The sequence below is a fragment of the Phycisphaerales bacterium genome, assembly GCA_040221175.1.
Taxonomy (GTDB): domain Bacteria; phylum Planctomycetota; class Phycisphaerae; order Phycisphaerales; family UBA1924; genus JAHCJI01.
Genome location: JAVJVK010000019.1, coordinates 208,021 through 223,888, shown reverse-complemented (window position 1 = coordinate 223,888; position 15,868 = coordinate 208,021). Strand labels below are relative to the sequence as shown.

12 protein-coding genes and 2 tRNA genes are annotated in these 15,868 nt (G+C 65.0%); 10 read left to right on the top strand and 4 right to left on the bottom strand.

Annotated features, from left to right (window positions below; all coding sequences use genetic code 11):
- Positions 1-11 precede the first annotated feature (11 nt).
- A tRNA-Thr gene (locus tag RIE32_13245) sits at positions 12-84 on the bottom strand.
- Positions 85-314: 230 nt separating this feature from the next.
- Here RIE32_13245 and RIE32_13240 point away from each other — a divergent pair.
- The 3 genes from RIE32_13240 (at position 315) to RIE32_13230 (ending at position 5,094) form a co-directional block, all read left to right on the top strand.
- Positions 315-524 (top strand): hypothetical protein, encoded by a 210-nt coding sequence (locus RIE32_13240; GenBank protein MEQ9097214.1) that lies wholly within the window; start codon positions 315-317, stop codon positions 522-524.
- 112 nt (positions 525-636) lie between these two features.
- Positions 637-1,113 (top strand): hypothetical protein, encoded by a 477-nt coding sequence (locus RIE32_13235; GenBank protein MEQ9097213.1) that lies wholly within the window; start codon positions 637-639, stop codon positions 1,111-1,113.
- Positions 1,114-1,290: 177 nt separating this feature from the next.
- The gene (locus RIE32_13230; GenBank protein MEQ9097212.1) at positions 1,291-5,094 is read left to right on the top strand and encodes a DPP IV N-terminal domain-containing protein; all 3,804 of its coding nucleotides are present in this window, start codon (positions 1,291-1,293) and stop codon (positions 5,092-5,094) included.
- Positions 5,095-5,150: 56 nt separating this feature from the next.
- Here RIE32_13230 and RIE32_13225 read toward each other — a convergent pair.
- Positions 5,151-5,224: transfer RNA gene (locus tag RIE32_13225), tRNA-Met, on the bottom strand.
- A gap of 18 nt (positions 5,225-5,242) precedes the next feature.
- Positions 5,243-5,776 (bottom strand): N-acetyltransferase family protein, encoded by a 534-nt coding sequence (locus RIE32_13220; protein MEQ9097211.1) that lies wholly within the window; start codon positions 5,774-5,776, stop codon positions 5,243-5,245.
- 42 nt (positions 5,777-5,818) lie between these two features.
- Here RIE32_13220 and purD point away from each other — a divergent pair, with 42 nt between their 5' ends.
- The 3 genes from purD (at position 5,819) to RIE32_13205 (ending at position 10,517) form a co-directional block, all read left to right on the top strand.
- Positions 5,819-7,168, top strand: a complete 1,350-nt coding sequence (gene purD, locus RIE32_13215) for a phosphoribosylamine--glycine ligase (protein ID MEQ9097210.1) — start codon at positions 5,819-5,821, stop codon at positions 7,166-7,168.
- 106 nt (positions 7,169-7,274) lie between these two features.
- The gene (locus RIE32_13210; GenBank protein MEQ9097209.1) at positions 7,275-8,039 is read left to right on the top strand and encodes a DUF1579 family protein; all 765 of its coding nucleotides are present in this window, start codon (positions 7,275-7,277) and stop codon (positions 8,037-8,039) included.
- A gap of 168 nt (positions 8,040-8,207) precedes the next feature.
- Entirely contained in the window at positions 8,208-10,517 is a 2,310-nt protein-coding gene (locus RIE32_13205; protein MEQ9097208.1) for a prolyl oligopeptidase family serine peptidase, read from the top strand.
- Between the two features lie 8 nt (positions 10,518-10,525).
- Here RIE32_13205 and RIE32_13200 read toward each other — a convergent pair whose 3' ends face one another.
- Positions 10,526-11,017, bottom strand: coding sequence for an Rrf2 family transcriptional regulator (locus RIE32_13200; protein ID MEQ9097207.1), 492 nt, complete (start codon positions 11,015-11,017; stop codon positions 10,526-10,528).
- 345 nt (positions 11,018-11,362) lie between these two features.
- Between RIE32_13200 and ccoN the strand changes: the two genes are divergently transcribed.
- Genes ccoN through ccoG form a run of 4 tightly spaced genes read left to right on the top strand, consistent with a single transcriptional unit; the run spans position 11,363 to position 15,868 of the window.
- Positions 11,363-13,645, top strand: coding sequence for a cytochrome-c oxidase, cbb3-type subunit I (gene ccoN, locus RIE32_13195; protein MEQ9097206.1), 2,283 nt, complete (start codon positions 11,363-11,365; stop codon positions 13,643-13,645).
- A complete protein-coding gene (locus tag RIE32_13190; GenBank protein MEQ9097205.1) occupies positions 13,645-13,848 on the top strand; it encodes a hypothetical protein in 204 nt (67 codons plus the stop codon). The genes ccoN and RIE32_13190 overlap by 1 nt, the downstream gene beginning before the upstream one ends.
- The gene (locus tag RIE32_13185) at positions 13,841-14,431 is read left to right on the top strand and encodes a cbb3-type cytochrome c oxidase N-terminal domain-containing protein (GenBank protein MEQ9097204.1); all 591 of its coding nucleotides are present in this window, start codon (positions 13,841-13,843) and stop codon (positions 14,429-14,431) included. The genes RIE32_13190 and RIE32_13185 overlap by 8 nt, the downstream gene beginning before the upstream one ends.
- Before the next feature lie 18 nt (positions 14,432-14,449).
- Complete coding sequence (ccoG, locus tag RIE32_13180; protein ID MEQ9097203.1) at positions 14,450-15,868, top strand: cytochrome c oxidase accessory protein CcoG; 1,419 nt, start codon at positions 14,450-14,452, stop codon at positions 15,866-15,868.

Genomic DNA, 15,868 nt, shown 5'->3' with positions numbered 1-15,868 from the left:
CCAGGCGAAAGAGCCACCTATCGGACTCGAACCGATGACCTAAGCTTTACGAAAGCTTCGCTCTACCAACTGAGCTAAGGTGGCACCGAATGTGACCCTACCAATCGGGGCCGAAGTCGTCGCTCGGCTCGAATCGGCAGGCCCCAAGTATTCGGCGGTCGGGGGCTCCAGTCCAGTCTCGCAGCGTTTGAGAGTGCGACTCCGTCTCACTTCTGGAATGAGACCGATTCTCAGTGCAATCTGGCGGGATTGATGTCATACTCCTTGGTGTGGGAGCCGGATTCGCCGGCCCCATTGCGACAAGGAGGCATCCCATGCTCCAGATCACAGACGGCCAGTGCGGCAAGTGCGCCCATTTCGGCGAAGACCACCCGACCGAGGAAAAGCTCGTTCAGATCCGCATCAGCGGCCAGGCCCCCGAGAATTTCCAGGAACACTGCGGCCATCCCGACCTCAAGCCACTAAACCTGACCGTGACGGCCACCAGCGGCTGCGCGGGGTTCGTGCCCGCCAAGGCAGGCTGACGCCTCAACCCAGAGTCAAGCCACAGCCCGCGGTCGATCCGGCCGCGGGTGTTTCGTGCGCGGCCACAGCATCGAGCCGATAGGAGGGGCGGCTGAACGCACGGAGGCGGTAATGGGCTTGAAGCGTTGGATGGCGATCGTCTTGCTTGCTGGTTGCGCTGGGGCGGGCTGCGAGGAACTCGGGAATCCCGCGACCAGCCAGGCTGCGCCCGCTGCTGAAGAGCAGCACCGTCGGGTTGAGCCGGCACGGCCATCGCAGGAGCCATCCGACCTGATCGACGCTGGTTCGGTGGCCATCGGCACCATCGACGTTCGCGTGCTTCGAGGCCGCGGCCCCGCTGTCGCGGGCCAGCAACTCCGCCTGGTTATCCAGGTCCCCGACGACGCGACCACAGCGTCGGTTCGAGGCTGGATCGGGACGGACGGACGGTTCGACTCGGCGGTCGCCGAAGCCGCCTACGCCGAACAATTGGGCGGCTACGAGCTCCGTGCCACCGCGCCCGACCCGTTGCCCGCAAGCGCCGTTTGGTGGATCGAGGTGCAGCAGGTTGGCGGTGCGACGCACGTGGGGTCGGTGCCCCTGCAATAGCCTACCCGTCCTTGGTTTCCCCGACCACGCATGGCTATCGGAGCCGCCCAGAGCGCCAAATCTGCGTTGAGTCCCTGATCTCGTAGAACGGACCTGCGTAACGAGGTATAACCGCTCTGAATGGATACTCGCCGGCCCGGCCGTGTGGCCGACGCGAACGTGAACCGGAGGCACCGCATGCGAACCTGGATCCTGGCCCTCGTCGTTCTGCTGGCCTGGCCGGCATCGGTGCTTTCTCAGGATGCGGCCGGCCCGCCCGTCACGGTGGCCGAAGAGACCGAGTATCGCAAGACGAGTACCTCGGCCCAGGTCGAGGCATTCCTGGAGACGCTCGACGAACAGAGCGAGCGGGCCTGGCTCGGGTCGATCGGCACATCGAACGAGGGCAAGCCCCTTCCGCTGCTGGTCGTCGCCGATCCGCCGGTGTCCTCCGCCGAGCAGGCCCGGCGGAGCGGCAAACTCGTCGTTCTGCTGTTTGGCAACATCCACTCGGGAGAAACGTGTGGCAAGGAAGCCTTGCAGATGCTCGCCAGGGAGCTTGCCCTGGGCGAACGATCGGCGTTGCTCGACGACCTGATCGTGTGCTTCGTGCCCAACTACAACCCCGATTCCAACGACAAGATGGACCCGGGCAACCGTCGTAACCAGAACGGCCCGGACGAGATGGGCCTGCGGCACAATGCCCAGGACCTGGACCTGAACCGCGACTGGATCAAGCTCGAAGCGCCCGAGACACGCGCACTGGTCAAGTTCATGCACCAGTGGGACCCGGCCGTCGTTGTCGACACCCATACCACCAACGGCTCAAACCACCGATACGTCATAACCTACCAGGGGCCCAAGCACCCCGCGGGCGACCCGGGGCTGATTGAGTTTGCCCGCGATACGTTCATTCCCCAGATCGACGAGCGATTCGAGGACCAGACAGAGTACAACGCGTGGGTGTACGGCAACTTCGCCGGCATGCACAGCAAGTGGACGACCTACCCGGCCTCGCCGCGCTACGGCACGTCCTATCGCGGGCTGCGGAATCGCATCGGCATCCTGTCCGAGGCGTACGCCTATGCCACATTCAAGGACCGCGTGCTTGGCACGCTCGAGTTCTGCCGGGCGATCCTCCAGGAGTCGGCCGAGCACGCCGACGCGATTCGTAAGACAATCCGTGCCGCAGATTCGTACAACCGAAACGGACGTGCCGATACGATCGCCGTTCGCACGCGCGCGATTCCGTTCGACCGAACCTTCACCGCCCTGGGGTATGTTGAATATGACGAACAGGGCAACAAGATCGAGCCCACCGACGAGGCCAGAGACTACGAGGTCGAACTGGTCAATGACTTTGAGGCCACCCTCAGCGTCGAGCGGCCTTGGGCGTACCTGATCCCCGCCGACCTTCGCCACGTTGCCGAGCACCTGCAGCGGCACGGCATCGAGGTCCAGGAAGTCCGTGAAGAGATGGAACTGGACGCCCGGGTCTACCGCGTGGACGAAGTAAGCCGGGCCGAACGGGTGTTTCAGGGTCACCGCATGCTCGACGTCTCGGAGGTCACGGCGCGCACGCGGGGCGTGCGTGTCGAACCAGGCTGGCACCTGGTTCGCACCGAGCAGGAGCTTGGCATCCTGGCGGCGTACATGCTCGAACCGCAGGCCACCGATGGACTGGCGAGTTGGAGCTTCCTGGATGACTACGTGGCCGAGGGCAAGGACTTCCCGATCTACCGCCTGCCCGAGCCGGCCCCGATCCTGACGCGGAGCGCCAAGCCACTCGACGAGTTTCGCGACCCTCCCAGGCGCATCACGAGCGACATGGTCCTGGATCGCCGCGGTGCGCCCTCGCTCAACGGTGCCCAGTCCGCCCGGCTGGATTGGATCGACGACGAGCACCTGCGCAAGAGCGTGCCGGGCGTGGATGGCCAGCATCGCGTCGATGCCGTCACGGGCCGCGTGATCGAAGTCGAGGGCGAGCAGGATTGGCAAGCGGTCGCCAAGGTGATCTCTGAGCTTCCGACGATCGATGCCGACCGGGCCCGCCGCATCGCCAGTTCGAACTTCCGAACCAGTCGCAAGGATGGTTTCGTCTTCGAGCACGAGCGCGACCTGTACCACGTTTCGATGGACGGCACGAAGGCAGTCCGGCTGACCTCGACGCCCCAGCGGGAGGAGTCATGGTCGTTGAGCCCCGATGGCGCCTTCGTCGCATACATCAACGACAACAACCTATGGGTGGTCGACGTGGCGACCCAGTCCCCACGAGCCCTCACCGAAGGCGGGACCGACGACGTCCGCCACGGCAAAGCGAGCTGGCTCTACTTCGAAGAGCTCTTCGGCAGGAGCTGGAAGGCGTACTGGTGGAGCCCCGACTCGGCCCACATCGCCTTCCTGATCACTGACAGCACTGCCGTGCCCACGTACACGATCGTCGACAACCAGCGGCGCGAGCAGAAGATCGAAGTCGAGCGATACGCGCGGCCGGGCGAGCGGAACCCCGACGTCAAGCTCGCGTTCGTCAGCCCAGAGGGTGGCAGCGTGCAGACTGCCGATCTCACCGCGTACGACGAGGGTGACTTCTTGATCAGCGGAGTCTCCTGGACGCCCGACGGCCGGCAGTGCGTCGTGCACGTGCAGGACCGCATCCAGACCTGGGTCGACATCCTGCACGTCTCGCCCCGCGGCGGCCCACCCACCAAACTGATGCGAGATCAAACCGAGGCATGGATCGGCTCCCCGGGCGACTTCATGTATCTCGAGGACGGCACGTTCCTGATGTTCTCCGAGCGCGATGGATTCAAGCATTTGTATCACTACACCACCGATGGCCGCATCATCCGTCAGGTCACCAGCGGCGACTGGGAATGCCGGCAGGTTCAGCACATTGACGAAGATGCCGGTTGGATCTACTTCACCGGCACCACCGCCTCGCACATCGGCAACGATCTGTACAAGATTCGCCTGAATGGCTCCGAGCTTACCCGGCTGACCCCCGAGTCAGGCAGCCACTCGGTGACCCTCAATCCGTCTGCCACGATGTTTATCGATCGCTGGTCGAGCGTCCACCATCCCAACAAGACCGCCCTGCGTTCGACCAAAGACGGCGCCCTGATTCGTTGGCTGGACTCGAACCCGGTCTACGAATTGGACGATTACGAGTTGGCGACGATTGAGCACGTGCAAATCCCCTCGCGGCACGAGGGCCAGCAGCTCGAGGCGATTCTCTACTACCCACCAGACTTCGACCCCGCGGGCACCTACCCGCTGTGGCTGATGACCTACGCCGGCCCGCACGCCCCCACCGTGCGCGATTCGTGGCAGGCCGGCCGCACGTGGGAGCAGTTACTCTGCTCTGCTGGCATCGTGGTCATGCGCGTGGATCCCTACGCCGCCAGCGGCAAGGGCGCAAAGAGTGCCTGGACGAGCTACCTGAATCTGGGCGTAGGCGAGCTGAAAGACCTGGAGGACGCAGTGCGATGGGCCCTCGCCCAGGGATGGGCCAATCCATCGCGTGTGGGCATCAACGGCCACTCTTTTGGCGGCTACATCACCGCGTACGCCCTCACGCACAGCGACCTGTTCACCGCGGGCATTGCGGGCGCCCCGGTAACCGATTGGCGCGACTACGACACCATTTACACTGAGCGGTACATGTCCACACCACAGGCCAACCCCGAGGGTTACAAACGCACGAGCGCCGTCGAGGGAGCCAGCAACCTCAAGGGGCGCCTGCTGATCGCCCACGGCGATATCGACGACAACGTGCATATGCACAACTCGACCCTGCTCATTGCTGCCCTCCAGCGGGCCGACAAGCTCTTCGAGATGGCCATCTACCCCGGCATGCGCCATGGCATCTGGTCTCGCCAGTACCGCCGCCTGCAGTGGGACTTCATCAAGCGGACGATGGACGTGGACGAGCCGACGCAGTCGACCGATGACGGCACGCGCGAGCCTCGCACCGAGGGGGTGAACGTCGCCGATGAGGGCTAGGTTGGCTGGCTGGTTCCCAGTTGAAAAAGCCGGCTGCTCTCGCAGCCGGCCTTCAATAGCGGGGGCAGGATTTGAACCTACGACCTCCGGGTTATGAGCCCGACGAGCTACCAGACTGCTCTACCCCGCAATCTTTGTGGTCGAGAGTTTACGCCCCGTCTTGGCCCGAATCCAGCCCGTTGGCCGCCGTATCGGGGAAAGTCAGTTGCCAGAAGCCCACATCGTGCCATCGGTTGAACTTTCGGCCCACCTGCTCGAAGCTGCCCACCTTGCGAAACCCCGCGCGCTCATGGAGCGCGGCCGAGGCGTCGTTGGGTAGCGTCATGCCCGCGACGACCGCGTGGAAGCCCGCAGTCCGCAGCCGGGGCAGCAACTCGGCGTAGAGCGCCAGCCCCACGCCGCGGCGTTCCATGCCGCGGGCGACGTAGATGCCCGTCTCACAGGTGTGCTGGTAGGCCGTCCGTGCTCGCCACGGGCCCGCCTTGGCGTAGCCGGCGAACTGCCCGTCGACCTCGGCGGCCAGCCACGGGTGCGTGCGGCTGCCCGTGCGCCACAGGGCCTCGAACTCTGCGTGAGTGGCTGGCCGCGTGTCGAAGTGGACCGCCGTGTGCTCGATGTACCAGTTGGTGAGCGCATTGGCCTGGGCGACGTCCTGCTGCGCGAAATCACGCACGGTGGGCATGCGTGAAGCTTACACCCCCGCGGCCGGGCACTACACTGGTCCGTGAGTACTCCCAGCGACAACGATGCATCGAAGAAGCTCAACGTCCTGCTGGTCGGCGGTGGCGGCCGCGAGCACGCCCTGGCCGAGGCCATCGCCGCCTCGCCCCGCCTGGGCACGCTCTACACCAGCCACCCGGGCAATCCGGGAATTGCCGCCGTAGCCGCCGACGCGGGCGTGCCGATCGACGCGACCCAAGCCTACCGGGCCGAACTCTTCTGCCGCGACAAGGCCATCGACCTTGTGGTCATCGGGCCGGAGGCGCCCCTGGCCGCCGGACTGGCGGACGCATTGCGAGCCAAGGGCGTGGCGGTCTTCGGCCCGGGCAAGGCCGGTGCGCAGCTCGAGGCCGACAAGCACTGGGCCAAGGACCTCATGCGCCAGGCGGCGGTTCCCACCGCCGAGAGCCGGAGCTTTACCGACGCACAGAGGGCGGTGGAGTATTCGCTCAGCCGCACCGAGCCACCCGTCATCAAGGCAACGGGGCTGGCCGCAGGCAAGGGCGTGGTCGTGCCCCGTACGCACAAGGAGGCCGCCGACGCCATCCGCTGGATGCTGGACGGCAAGGCCTTTGGCGATGCCAGCGCCCGCGTGCTGATCGAGGAACGCCTGAGCGGACCAGAAGTCTCGGTTTTCGCGCTCACGGACGGCAAGGGTGTGTACATCCTGGACACCTGCCAGGACCACAAGCGTCTGCGCGACGGCGATGAGGGACCCAATACCGGAGGCATGGGCGCGTTTTGCCCGAGCGCGCTCCTCGACGACGCGGCCATGGAGCGCGTCCAGCGAGAGGTCCTCTTACCCACCATCGATAGCTTGCGTCGCGAGGGCATCGATTATCGGGGCGTCATTTACGTCGGCCTCATGCTGACTGCCTCGGGCCCCAAGGTGCTCGAGTTCAACGTCCGCTTCGGCGACCCCGAATGCCAGGTGCTCATGCCCCGCCTTGCCAGCGACGCCCTCGAGATGCTTTACGCAACCGCCACTGGCAACGTTGAAGGCCTCGAACTGGCCTTTCATCCCGGCGCGGCGGTGTGCGTGGTCCTCGCCAGTGAGGGCTACCCGCAGAAGCCCATCACCGGGCAGGCCATCACCGGCATCGACGAGGCCCTGGCGATGGAGGGCATCTATGTCTACCACGCCGGCACGAAGATCGACAAGGCAACGGGAGACCCGGTGACCGCCGGCGGTCGCGTGCTGGGTGTCACCGCCCTGGGCGCCGACGTCGACGAGGCCCGGGCCAAGGCCTACGCCGCGGCCGACGCGATCCACTTCAAGGGCATGCAGTTGAGGAGAGACATCGCGGCGGTGCGGGCTGAGGCTCCCAAGGTTGTGGCCAACCGTCAGGGATAGTCCGCATTCCGTGCCGGGTACCCCGGGTATAGACTGAATCCTCGCCCGGGCGGCACCCTCCCCCGATTTTCCCACCCCGCACGCCCGGGTCGCTGGGAGAACGACCATGAACAGCATCAAGAATCTGCTCGCCTCGTGCGGCCGCACCCCCATTGCCGCCCTCGCCCTGGCGACCGGCATGGCCATCGGCCTGGGCCTGGCCGCCGGTGCGCACGATGGCATCGCTCCGGTCCATCCCGTCCAGGAGGGCCAGGCAGGCATGGGCGAGATGGACCCTGAGGCCATGATGCAGATGATGGCCCAGTTGGGCGCGCCCGACGAGCACCACGAAGAGCTCCACGACTTCGTCGGCACCTGGAACACGCAGATGAAGGCCCTGACCCCCGGGATGGAAGCGTTCAACAGCACGGGCAAGGCCACCTTCGAAGCCACCATGGGCGGTCGATTCATCGCCCAGACCTACCACGGCTCGATGATGGGCCAGAACTTCAAGGGCGTGGGCCTCAGCGGCTACAACAAGGCGGCCAAGCGGTACGAGTCGGTGTGGCATGACGACATGGGCACGGCCATGTACTTCATGACCGGCGACAAGACCGACGACGGATGGGTCTACGAGGGCAAAGAGACCGACCCCATGAGCGGCCAGACCTACCCGATCCGCCACGTCATCACGATGGAAGGCAAGGACAAGTTCAGCTTCACAATGCAATACCCTCCCGAGGTCGCGGCCCAGATGGGGGCGCAGGCCGAGGACGGCCAGAAGTGGGTGGACGCGTTCCGCATCGACTACAGCCGCGCTCAGGGGGGAGACCAGGGCAACCGCGACGGCGCCGGCATGAACCGCAATCAGGGGGGCAACCGCAACCGGTGAGCCCGCTGACGAGCACTGGCCGCCTGCGACCCCTGCCCCGATTCCAAGGGGCGGGGGTCGTGTCGTTGTTGGAAGAGCCCGCTTAGCATGCCCGGCGGCTGAACCACGCCGCGAGGCGCCCGGGGCGCCCGAGATGAGCATCCACGCCCACTCCACGAGGACCACTCCATGCCATCGATTCGATCGAAGCTGCTTCCACGCACCTGCATCACCGTGGGCCTGGCCGGTCTGGCCACCGCGGCGACGCTCGCCGGCTGCACCGTACACCATCCCGACCGGGACGCATACGCAGGCCCGCTCGAAGCCGCCGCTCGTGGAGGCATGCCCCTGGCCAGGTGGGAACAAGGCTACCGGGCTGGCTTCGAGCCCTGGCAGGTCCTGGACTATCCGAATGCGCCCACAGAGCCACTGGTGGAGACCATTCACGGGGTCACGGTTTCGGATCCCTATCGCTGGATGGAAAGCCCCGATGATCCGCGGCTTGCTGACTGGGCGCGGCGGCAGGACACGCTCTTTGAGCACATCATGGAGCACGCCTCGACCCGTGACACCTACGTCCAACGGCTGACGGCGCTCTACGACTACCCGCGTACCGGCACGCCCGAGGAGCGAGGCGGACGCTTCTTCTTCACGACCAACGACGGCCTTCAGAACCAGAGCGTGCTGCGCGTGGCCAGTTCGCTCGAGCAAGCCCAGGCCGGAAGCGGTCGCGTGCTGCTGGATCCCAACACGTGGAGTGAGGAAGGGACCGACAGCCTTGCCGGCTGGCAGCCCAGCGAGGACGGAGCCATGCTCGCGTACCTCGAACAAACGGGCGGCAGCGATTGGCGGACGATCCGCGTGATCGACGTGGAAACCGGCGAGGACCTCGGCGTTGAGATCGAAGAGGCGAAGTTCACCGGCATCTCATGGGCCAAGGACGGCAGCGGCTTTTACTACAGCCGATATCCCGAGCGACCCGAAGGCAGCGCCGAGTTGACGAGCCTGAACGAGAACCAGAAGGTCTACTTCCATCGCATGACCGAGTCCGAAGACGAGGCGATCGCGTGGGAAGACGAACTCGTGTGGGAGACCCCCGAGCATCCCAACCGTGGTTGGGGCGCGAGCTTGACCGATGACGGGCGATTCCTCTTGCTGTACGGCAGCGAGACCACCGCGCCGCAGAACCTGCTGTACGTGGACGACTTGGCCGACGACGCGGGCTTCCAGCCGATCATTACAGAGTTCGAGGCACGCTACAGCGTGCTGGGCAGCGTCCCAGTCATGGCCGGTAGCCAGGAGGGTCACGAGCCGGCGCGCCTGATCGTGTACACTACGGATGAAGCACCGTTCGGCCGCGTGATCTCGATCGATCCAGCCAACCCCTCCCGTGATGGCTGGGTCGAGATCGTCCCGGAGGGCGACATCGCACTGCAGGGTGCTTCGATGGTCGGTGGCCACATCATCACCGAGGCGCTGCGCGACGTGCTGCCCGAGGTGAACGTGTACACGCCAAACGGTGAGCTCGTGCGCACGGTGGAACTGCCTGGGATCGGCAGCGTGCGCGGGTTCGGGGGTCGGCAGAGCGACGAGTACACCTATTACGCCTTCTCCAGCTTTGCCCAACCCAGCACGACCTACCGCTATCACGTTGCTTCGGGCGAGAGCGAAGTGTTTCGTGAGAGCGAGGTCGACTTCGACCCCGAGCCCTACGAGACCATCCAGGTGTTCTATCCCTCCGCGGATGGCACCGAGATCCCGATGTTCATTACCAAGCGGAAGGACACGCCCCTGAACGGAAAGAGCAAGTTGCTGCTCTACGGCTACGGCGGATTCGGCATCGCCATCACGCCGGGGTTCAGTTCGAGCCGCGCAGCCTGGCTCGAGCGCGGGCATATCTACGCCGTGGCCAACCTTCGGGGCGGCAGCGAGTATGGACTGCCGTGGCGAGAAGCCGGCAGCCGGCTCGAGAAGCAGAACACCTTCGACGATTTCATTGCCGCCGCCGAATACCTCCAGGCGAACGGCTACTGCTCGCCTGCGACGACGGCGATCACCGGCACGAGCAACGGCGGCCTGCTCACGGGCGCCTGCATGACACAGCGGCCCGAATTGTTCGGCGCTGCTATTCCGCGCGTGGGCGTGCTGGACATGCTCCGCTTCCACTTGTTCAGCGCCGGACGCTTCTGGGTGAGCGATTACGGCAGCGCCGCTGATCCCGCACAATTCGAAGTGCTCTACGGCTACAGCCCGTACCACAACGTGCGCAAGGGCGTCGAGTATCCGGCCACGATGGTCGTGACGGCCTACCGCGACGACCGGGTCGTGCCGATGCACAGCTTCAAGTTCGCCGCCGCGCTGCAGGCCGCGACGGGGTCGGCCGATCCCGTCCTGATCCGGATCGAACGCGACGCGGGCCACGGGTCGGGTACGAGTACGTCCAAGCAAATCGAAGGCGTCGCCGACGAGTGGGCGTTCCTGGAGATGGTGCTCAAGTAGGGTGGCCGCTACTCGGACGCGTCATCGTCGACGTCGGGCTCGGGAAACGTCGTCATCGGTGCCACGTCGGCCTTGCGCCCGTTGATGGTGATGCCCAGCGGCACCACCTGCTGTGACATGACGTCGGCCAGGGTCAGCTTGCCCAGCGTCTGCTCGGCATTTGACGCAACCGCATCGAGCGCCTTGTGGAGCGGGCACAGTTCGTGCTCGTGTTCGGGCAGATCGAGCGGGCACTTCAAGATGCGCTGGATCGGCTCGATGGCCTGCACGACGTCCAGCAGGGTGATCGCTCGGGGTTCCCGGGCGAGTGCAAACCCGCCGGTTGGCCCACGCTGGCTGGTGGCCAGGCCGGCTTCGACCAACAACTGCAGAACGCGCGAGGCATAGCGAACCGGGGTCCTGGTCGCTTCGGCCACACGGCTGGCGGTCTGGGTCTCACCCTTCATCTCGCTGAGATAGACCGCCGCCCGCAGCGCGTATTCGGTGGTCATCGAGAACATCGAGCGGGCCTCCTTCGGGGCGGTCCGCCAGTGGCGGCGCGGGCTCGTTCAGGCGGTGAGTTATAGCCACATCGACCCATACAGACGAGTTGTACATAAAAATATAGATTTATGTCTTGATTTCGACGATGCAGGAGGAAATGCTGTATCGCCGTGAACATTCCGGTTTGACAGCAGCGAGCGGCGATGCCTCGCACGGAATATCAGGGAGATCCCGCTATGTCTGAGCCGATGCTTCGTTCCCCCTCACCCACTGAGGCCGGCTCGGACCTGCCGGCCCCGGGCGGTCCTGCCTCTCCGGCGGCGACCGCCCGGGACCGCACTTACGGAAACGACCCCAACCCGGTGGCGAGGCTCGACCGGTTCAGCTACGACGACGCCATCGTGCGGATGTTCTTCTGGGCCACGCTGGCCTGGGGCATCGTGGCGATGCTGGTGGGCGTGATCCTGGCGTTCCAGTTGGCGGTGCCCGAGTTGAACCTGTTGCCTCAGATCGCCTTCGGCCGGCTGCGGCCGCTGCATACCAACGCGGCGATCTTCGCGTTTGCGGGCAACGCCATTTTTGCGGCCGTGTACTACTCGACCCAACGCCTGTGCAAGGCTCGGATGTGGAGCGACAAGCTCAGCAGGCTGCACTTCTGGGGCTGGCAAGCGATCATCGTGTCGGCGGCGCTGACCCTGCCTTTCGGCGTCACGCAGGCCAAGGAATATGCCGAGCTCGAGTGGCCGATCGACCTGGCCATCGCGGTGGTGTGGGTTGGCTTCTTTGGCGTCAACTTCTTCATGACCCTGGTACGTCGCCGCCAGCGGCACCTGTATGTCGCGCTGTGGTTCTACATCGCCACGATCATCACCGTGGCGGTTCTCCACGTGTTCAACAATCTGTGGATCCCAGTCGGCGTGTACGAGCTCTTCACCACGGGCAAGATCTCAAGCCCGGACATCGCGCTGAAGAGCTATCCGCTGTATGCGGGCGTGCAGGACGCCTTCATGCAATGGTGGTACGGCCACAACGCGGTGGCGTTCTTCCTGACCACGCCGTTCCTTGGCCTGATGTACTACTTCCTGCCCAAGGCAGCCGAGCGTCCGGTGTTCAGCTACAAACTCAGCATCGTGCACTTTTGGAGCCTGGTTTTCATCTACATCTGGGCGGGCCCTCACCACCTCCATTACACGTCGCTGCCCGAGTGGGCCAGCAGCCTGGGCATGATCTTCAGCGTCATGCTGTGGATGCCCAGCTGGGGTGGCGGCCTGAACGGCCTGCTCACGCTCCGCGGCGCCTGGCACAAGGTGACGACCGACCCGGTGCTCAAGTTCTTCGTGGTTGGAATTACGTTTTACATGATGGCGACGTTCGAAGGGCCCATGCTGAGCGTCAAGACCGTCAACAGCCTGAGCCACTACACCGACTGGACCATCGCCCACGTGCACAGCGGCACGCTGGGTTGGAACGGGTTCATGATCTTCGGCATGGCCTACTGGCTGGCGCCGCGCATTTTCCAGACCAAGGGCCTGTTCAGCGTCAAGCTTGCCAACGCCCACTTCTGGGTGAGCACCATCGGCATCGCGCTCTACGTGCTCTCGATGTACGCCGCCGGCGTGACACAGGGGCTGATGTGGCGCGCCTTTGACAGCAATGGCCAGCTCATGTACGGGGAGTTCATCGAGACGGTCACCTCGCTCGAGTGGCTGTACTGGATCCGCGGCATCGGCGGCGTGATGTACCTGGGCGGCATGATCATCGGCGTGCTCAACCTGTTCCAGACGTGGCGGATGCGACCCGAGAAGTACGACATCGTGGTCCACGAGGCTGCGCCGTTGGCGCCACTGAACGAGAACTACGAGCGCACAGCCAGCCGCCTGACCGCCAACATCGAACTCGGCCACAAGGCCGACCGATGGCTCCAGGGCGCCTGGCATCGCCGGCTCGAGGCCCGCCCCATCAAGTTCACGATATGGGTTGTGATCGCCGTGGCCGTCGCATCGCTGTTCGAGATCATCCCGACGTTCCTCATCAAGAGCAACGTTCCGACCATCGCGAGCGTCGAGCCCTACACCCCCCTCGAACTGGCCGGACGGGACATCTACATTGCCGAGGGCTGCTACAACTGCCACTCGCAGATGATCCGCCCGATCTTCGCGGAGGTGAAGCGGTACGGCGACTACAGCAAGCCGGGTGAGTTCATCTACGACCGTCCGTTCCAGTGGGGCAGCCGCCGCATCGGTCCCGATCTGGCACGCGAGGGTGGCCGGCAAAGCTCGTTCTGGCACTACGCCCACTTCGAGAACCCGTCCGAGTACGTCGCCGGGTCGATCATGCCCAGCTACAAGCACCTCATCCAGCAGCCGCTCGACTTCGAGGGCATCCAGGCTCGTGTGGGCGCCATGGCCATGCTGGGCGTGCCCTACGGCGAAGCGGTGAAGAACGCGCCGGACATGGCCCGCGAGCAGGCGCGTCAGCTCTCCGACGAGATTGCGAGCCAGGCCCAGAACCCCACGCTCGACCTGAGCGATCGCAAGATCATCGCCCTGATCGCCTATATCCAGCGTCTGGGCACGGACATCTCGAAGGAGCCATCCACCGAAGAAGCGGCCCCCGGCGACGCCGCAGAGGGAGGGACGCCATAATGCTCTCCGACACCATCCGCCACATCGATCTGTCCGTCTGGCCCGAGGCCGCGCTCGTGCTGTTCGTCGGCGTGTTCGTCATGGTCACGCTGCGGACCCTGCGAGCCGGCAAGGCGTACGAGCGGGCCATGGCCGCCGCGGCGCTCGACGAGGGCGTCGCCGTCGCGACGTGCACCGAAGGGGAGGACCTGGTCCATGTCTGAAGAGACCGAAAACACCCTGATCCGCGGCCACGAGTACGACGGCATCATGGAGTACGACAACCCGACGCCCCTGTGGTGGCACCTGATCTGGCTCGGATCCATGATCTTCAGCGTGGTGTACTTCTTCCTATCGCTGGAGAGCCCGTGGTTCGTGCACCAGACCCAGCGGCTCGAGCGGGCCCAGATCGCCGAGATCGAGCGTTTGTTCGCCGACCTGGGCGATCTTGAAGGCGACCAGGAGACCATCGTGTCGCTGATGGGCGATCCGCAATGGATGAGCTTTGGCGCATCGGTCTTCAGCACGCACTGCACCTCCTGCCACGGCAGCAATGGCGGCGGCGGCGTAGGGCCAAACCTCACCGACGACGCGTACCTGAACGTCAAGACCATCACCGACATCCACACGGTGATCGACCAGGGCGCCAATAACGGCGCGATGCCCGCGTGGGGCAAGCGACTGCATCCCAACGAGGTCGTGCTCCTGAGCTCGTACGTGGCCTCCCTTCGCGGCAACAACCTGCCAACCAAGGGCCCTGAGGGCGAGGTCATTCCCCCCTGGCCATCGGTAAGCGGGGACAACTGAGAGCCCCAGGGAGGCCGTATGTCGACCACCGCAGCACAGCCCGAACGCGTCCTGTCGACGCTCAATGCCGATGGCTCGCGTCGCTGGCTGAAGCCGCGGCCTTCCAAGGGGCGCTGGCTGAACCGTCGACGCATCGTCGGCTACGGGTTGATCGCCCTGTTCGTGCTGCTGCCACATTTGCGCATCGCTGGGAAGCCCCCGCTACTGCTGGACATCCTGGAGCGCGAGTTCACCTTCTTCGGCACGACGTTGTATCCGACCGACACGTTGTTGCTCGCGTTGCTGTTGATCACGGTGGCCCTGTCGATCTTCTTCTTCACGGCCATGTTCGGGCGTGTCTGGTGCGGCTGGGGGTGTCCGCAAACGGTGTACCTCGAGCTGGTCTTCCGTCCCATCGAGCGGTTCTTCCAAGGCACGCCCGGCAAGAGCAAGGGCCGCTTCGGCGCAGCCGGCGGCCTTCTGAAGATGCTCGTCTACATCGCCTTGGCCTTTGCCCTGGCACACACGTTCCTGAGCTACTTCGTCGGCACCGACAACCTGCGGCAGTGGATCTTCGGGTCGCCGCTTGATCACCCGATCGCGTTCATGGTCATCGCCGGCGTGACGGGCGCCATGCTCTTCGACTTCGGTTTCTTCCGCGAGCAGACGTGCATCGTCGCGTGCCCGTACGGCCGCTTCCAGAGCGTCATGCTGGATCGCGACTCGCTGATCGTGGGCTACGACCGGCGGCGCGGCGAACCCCGCGGCAAGAAGCGGCGCGGCCCCAAGCCGGGGTCCGATGTGTCGCTCAAGGTTGTCCAGGAATCCGAGCAGCTCGGCGATTGCATCGATTGCACGCTGTGCGTGCAGACCTGCCCCACCGGCATCGACATCCGCGACGGTCTGCAGATGGAGTGCGTGAACTGCACCCAGTGCATCGACGCCTGTGACGCCGTGATGGACCGCATCGGCCGGCCCCGAGGGCTCATCCGTTATGCCTCCCAGCGCTCGCTCGAGGGCGATGGGCGACACTGGCTGCGCCCTCGCGTCATCGTGTATCCGGCGGCCATTTTCGTCCTGGTCTCGGTCATGATCGCGCTGCTGATCGGACGCGAACCAGCACTGGTTACCATCGTCCGCGGGCCGGGCCACCCGTTCACGGTCCTCGAGAGCGGCATGGTCGCCAACCCGATCAAGTTCAAGATCCAGGATCGCTCCGAGTCGGGCGGGACGTACACGATCGAACTCGAGGGCGTCGAGGGCGGCCGACTCGAAGGCATGACCAGCGTCGACGTCTCCGCTGGCGAGACCTTCTCGGAGCCGATGACGCTGGTCGTGCCGCCCGAGGTGTTCTCCACAGACCGGCTTCCGGTCAGCATCCGCGTGCGCGGCAAGGACTTCGATCACAGCGTGGAATACATGATGCGCGGCCCGGTGCATCGAGCGGGGGCGAATTGA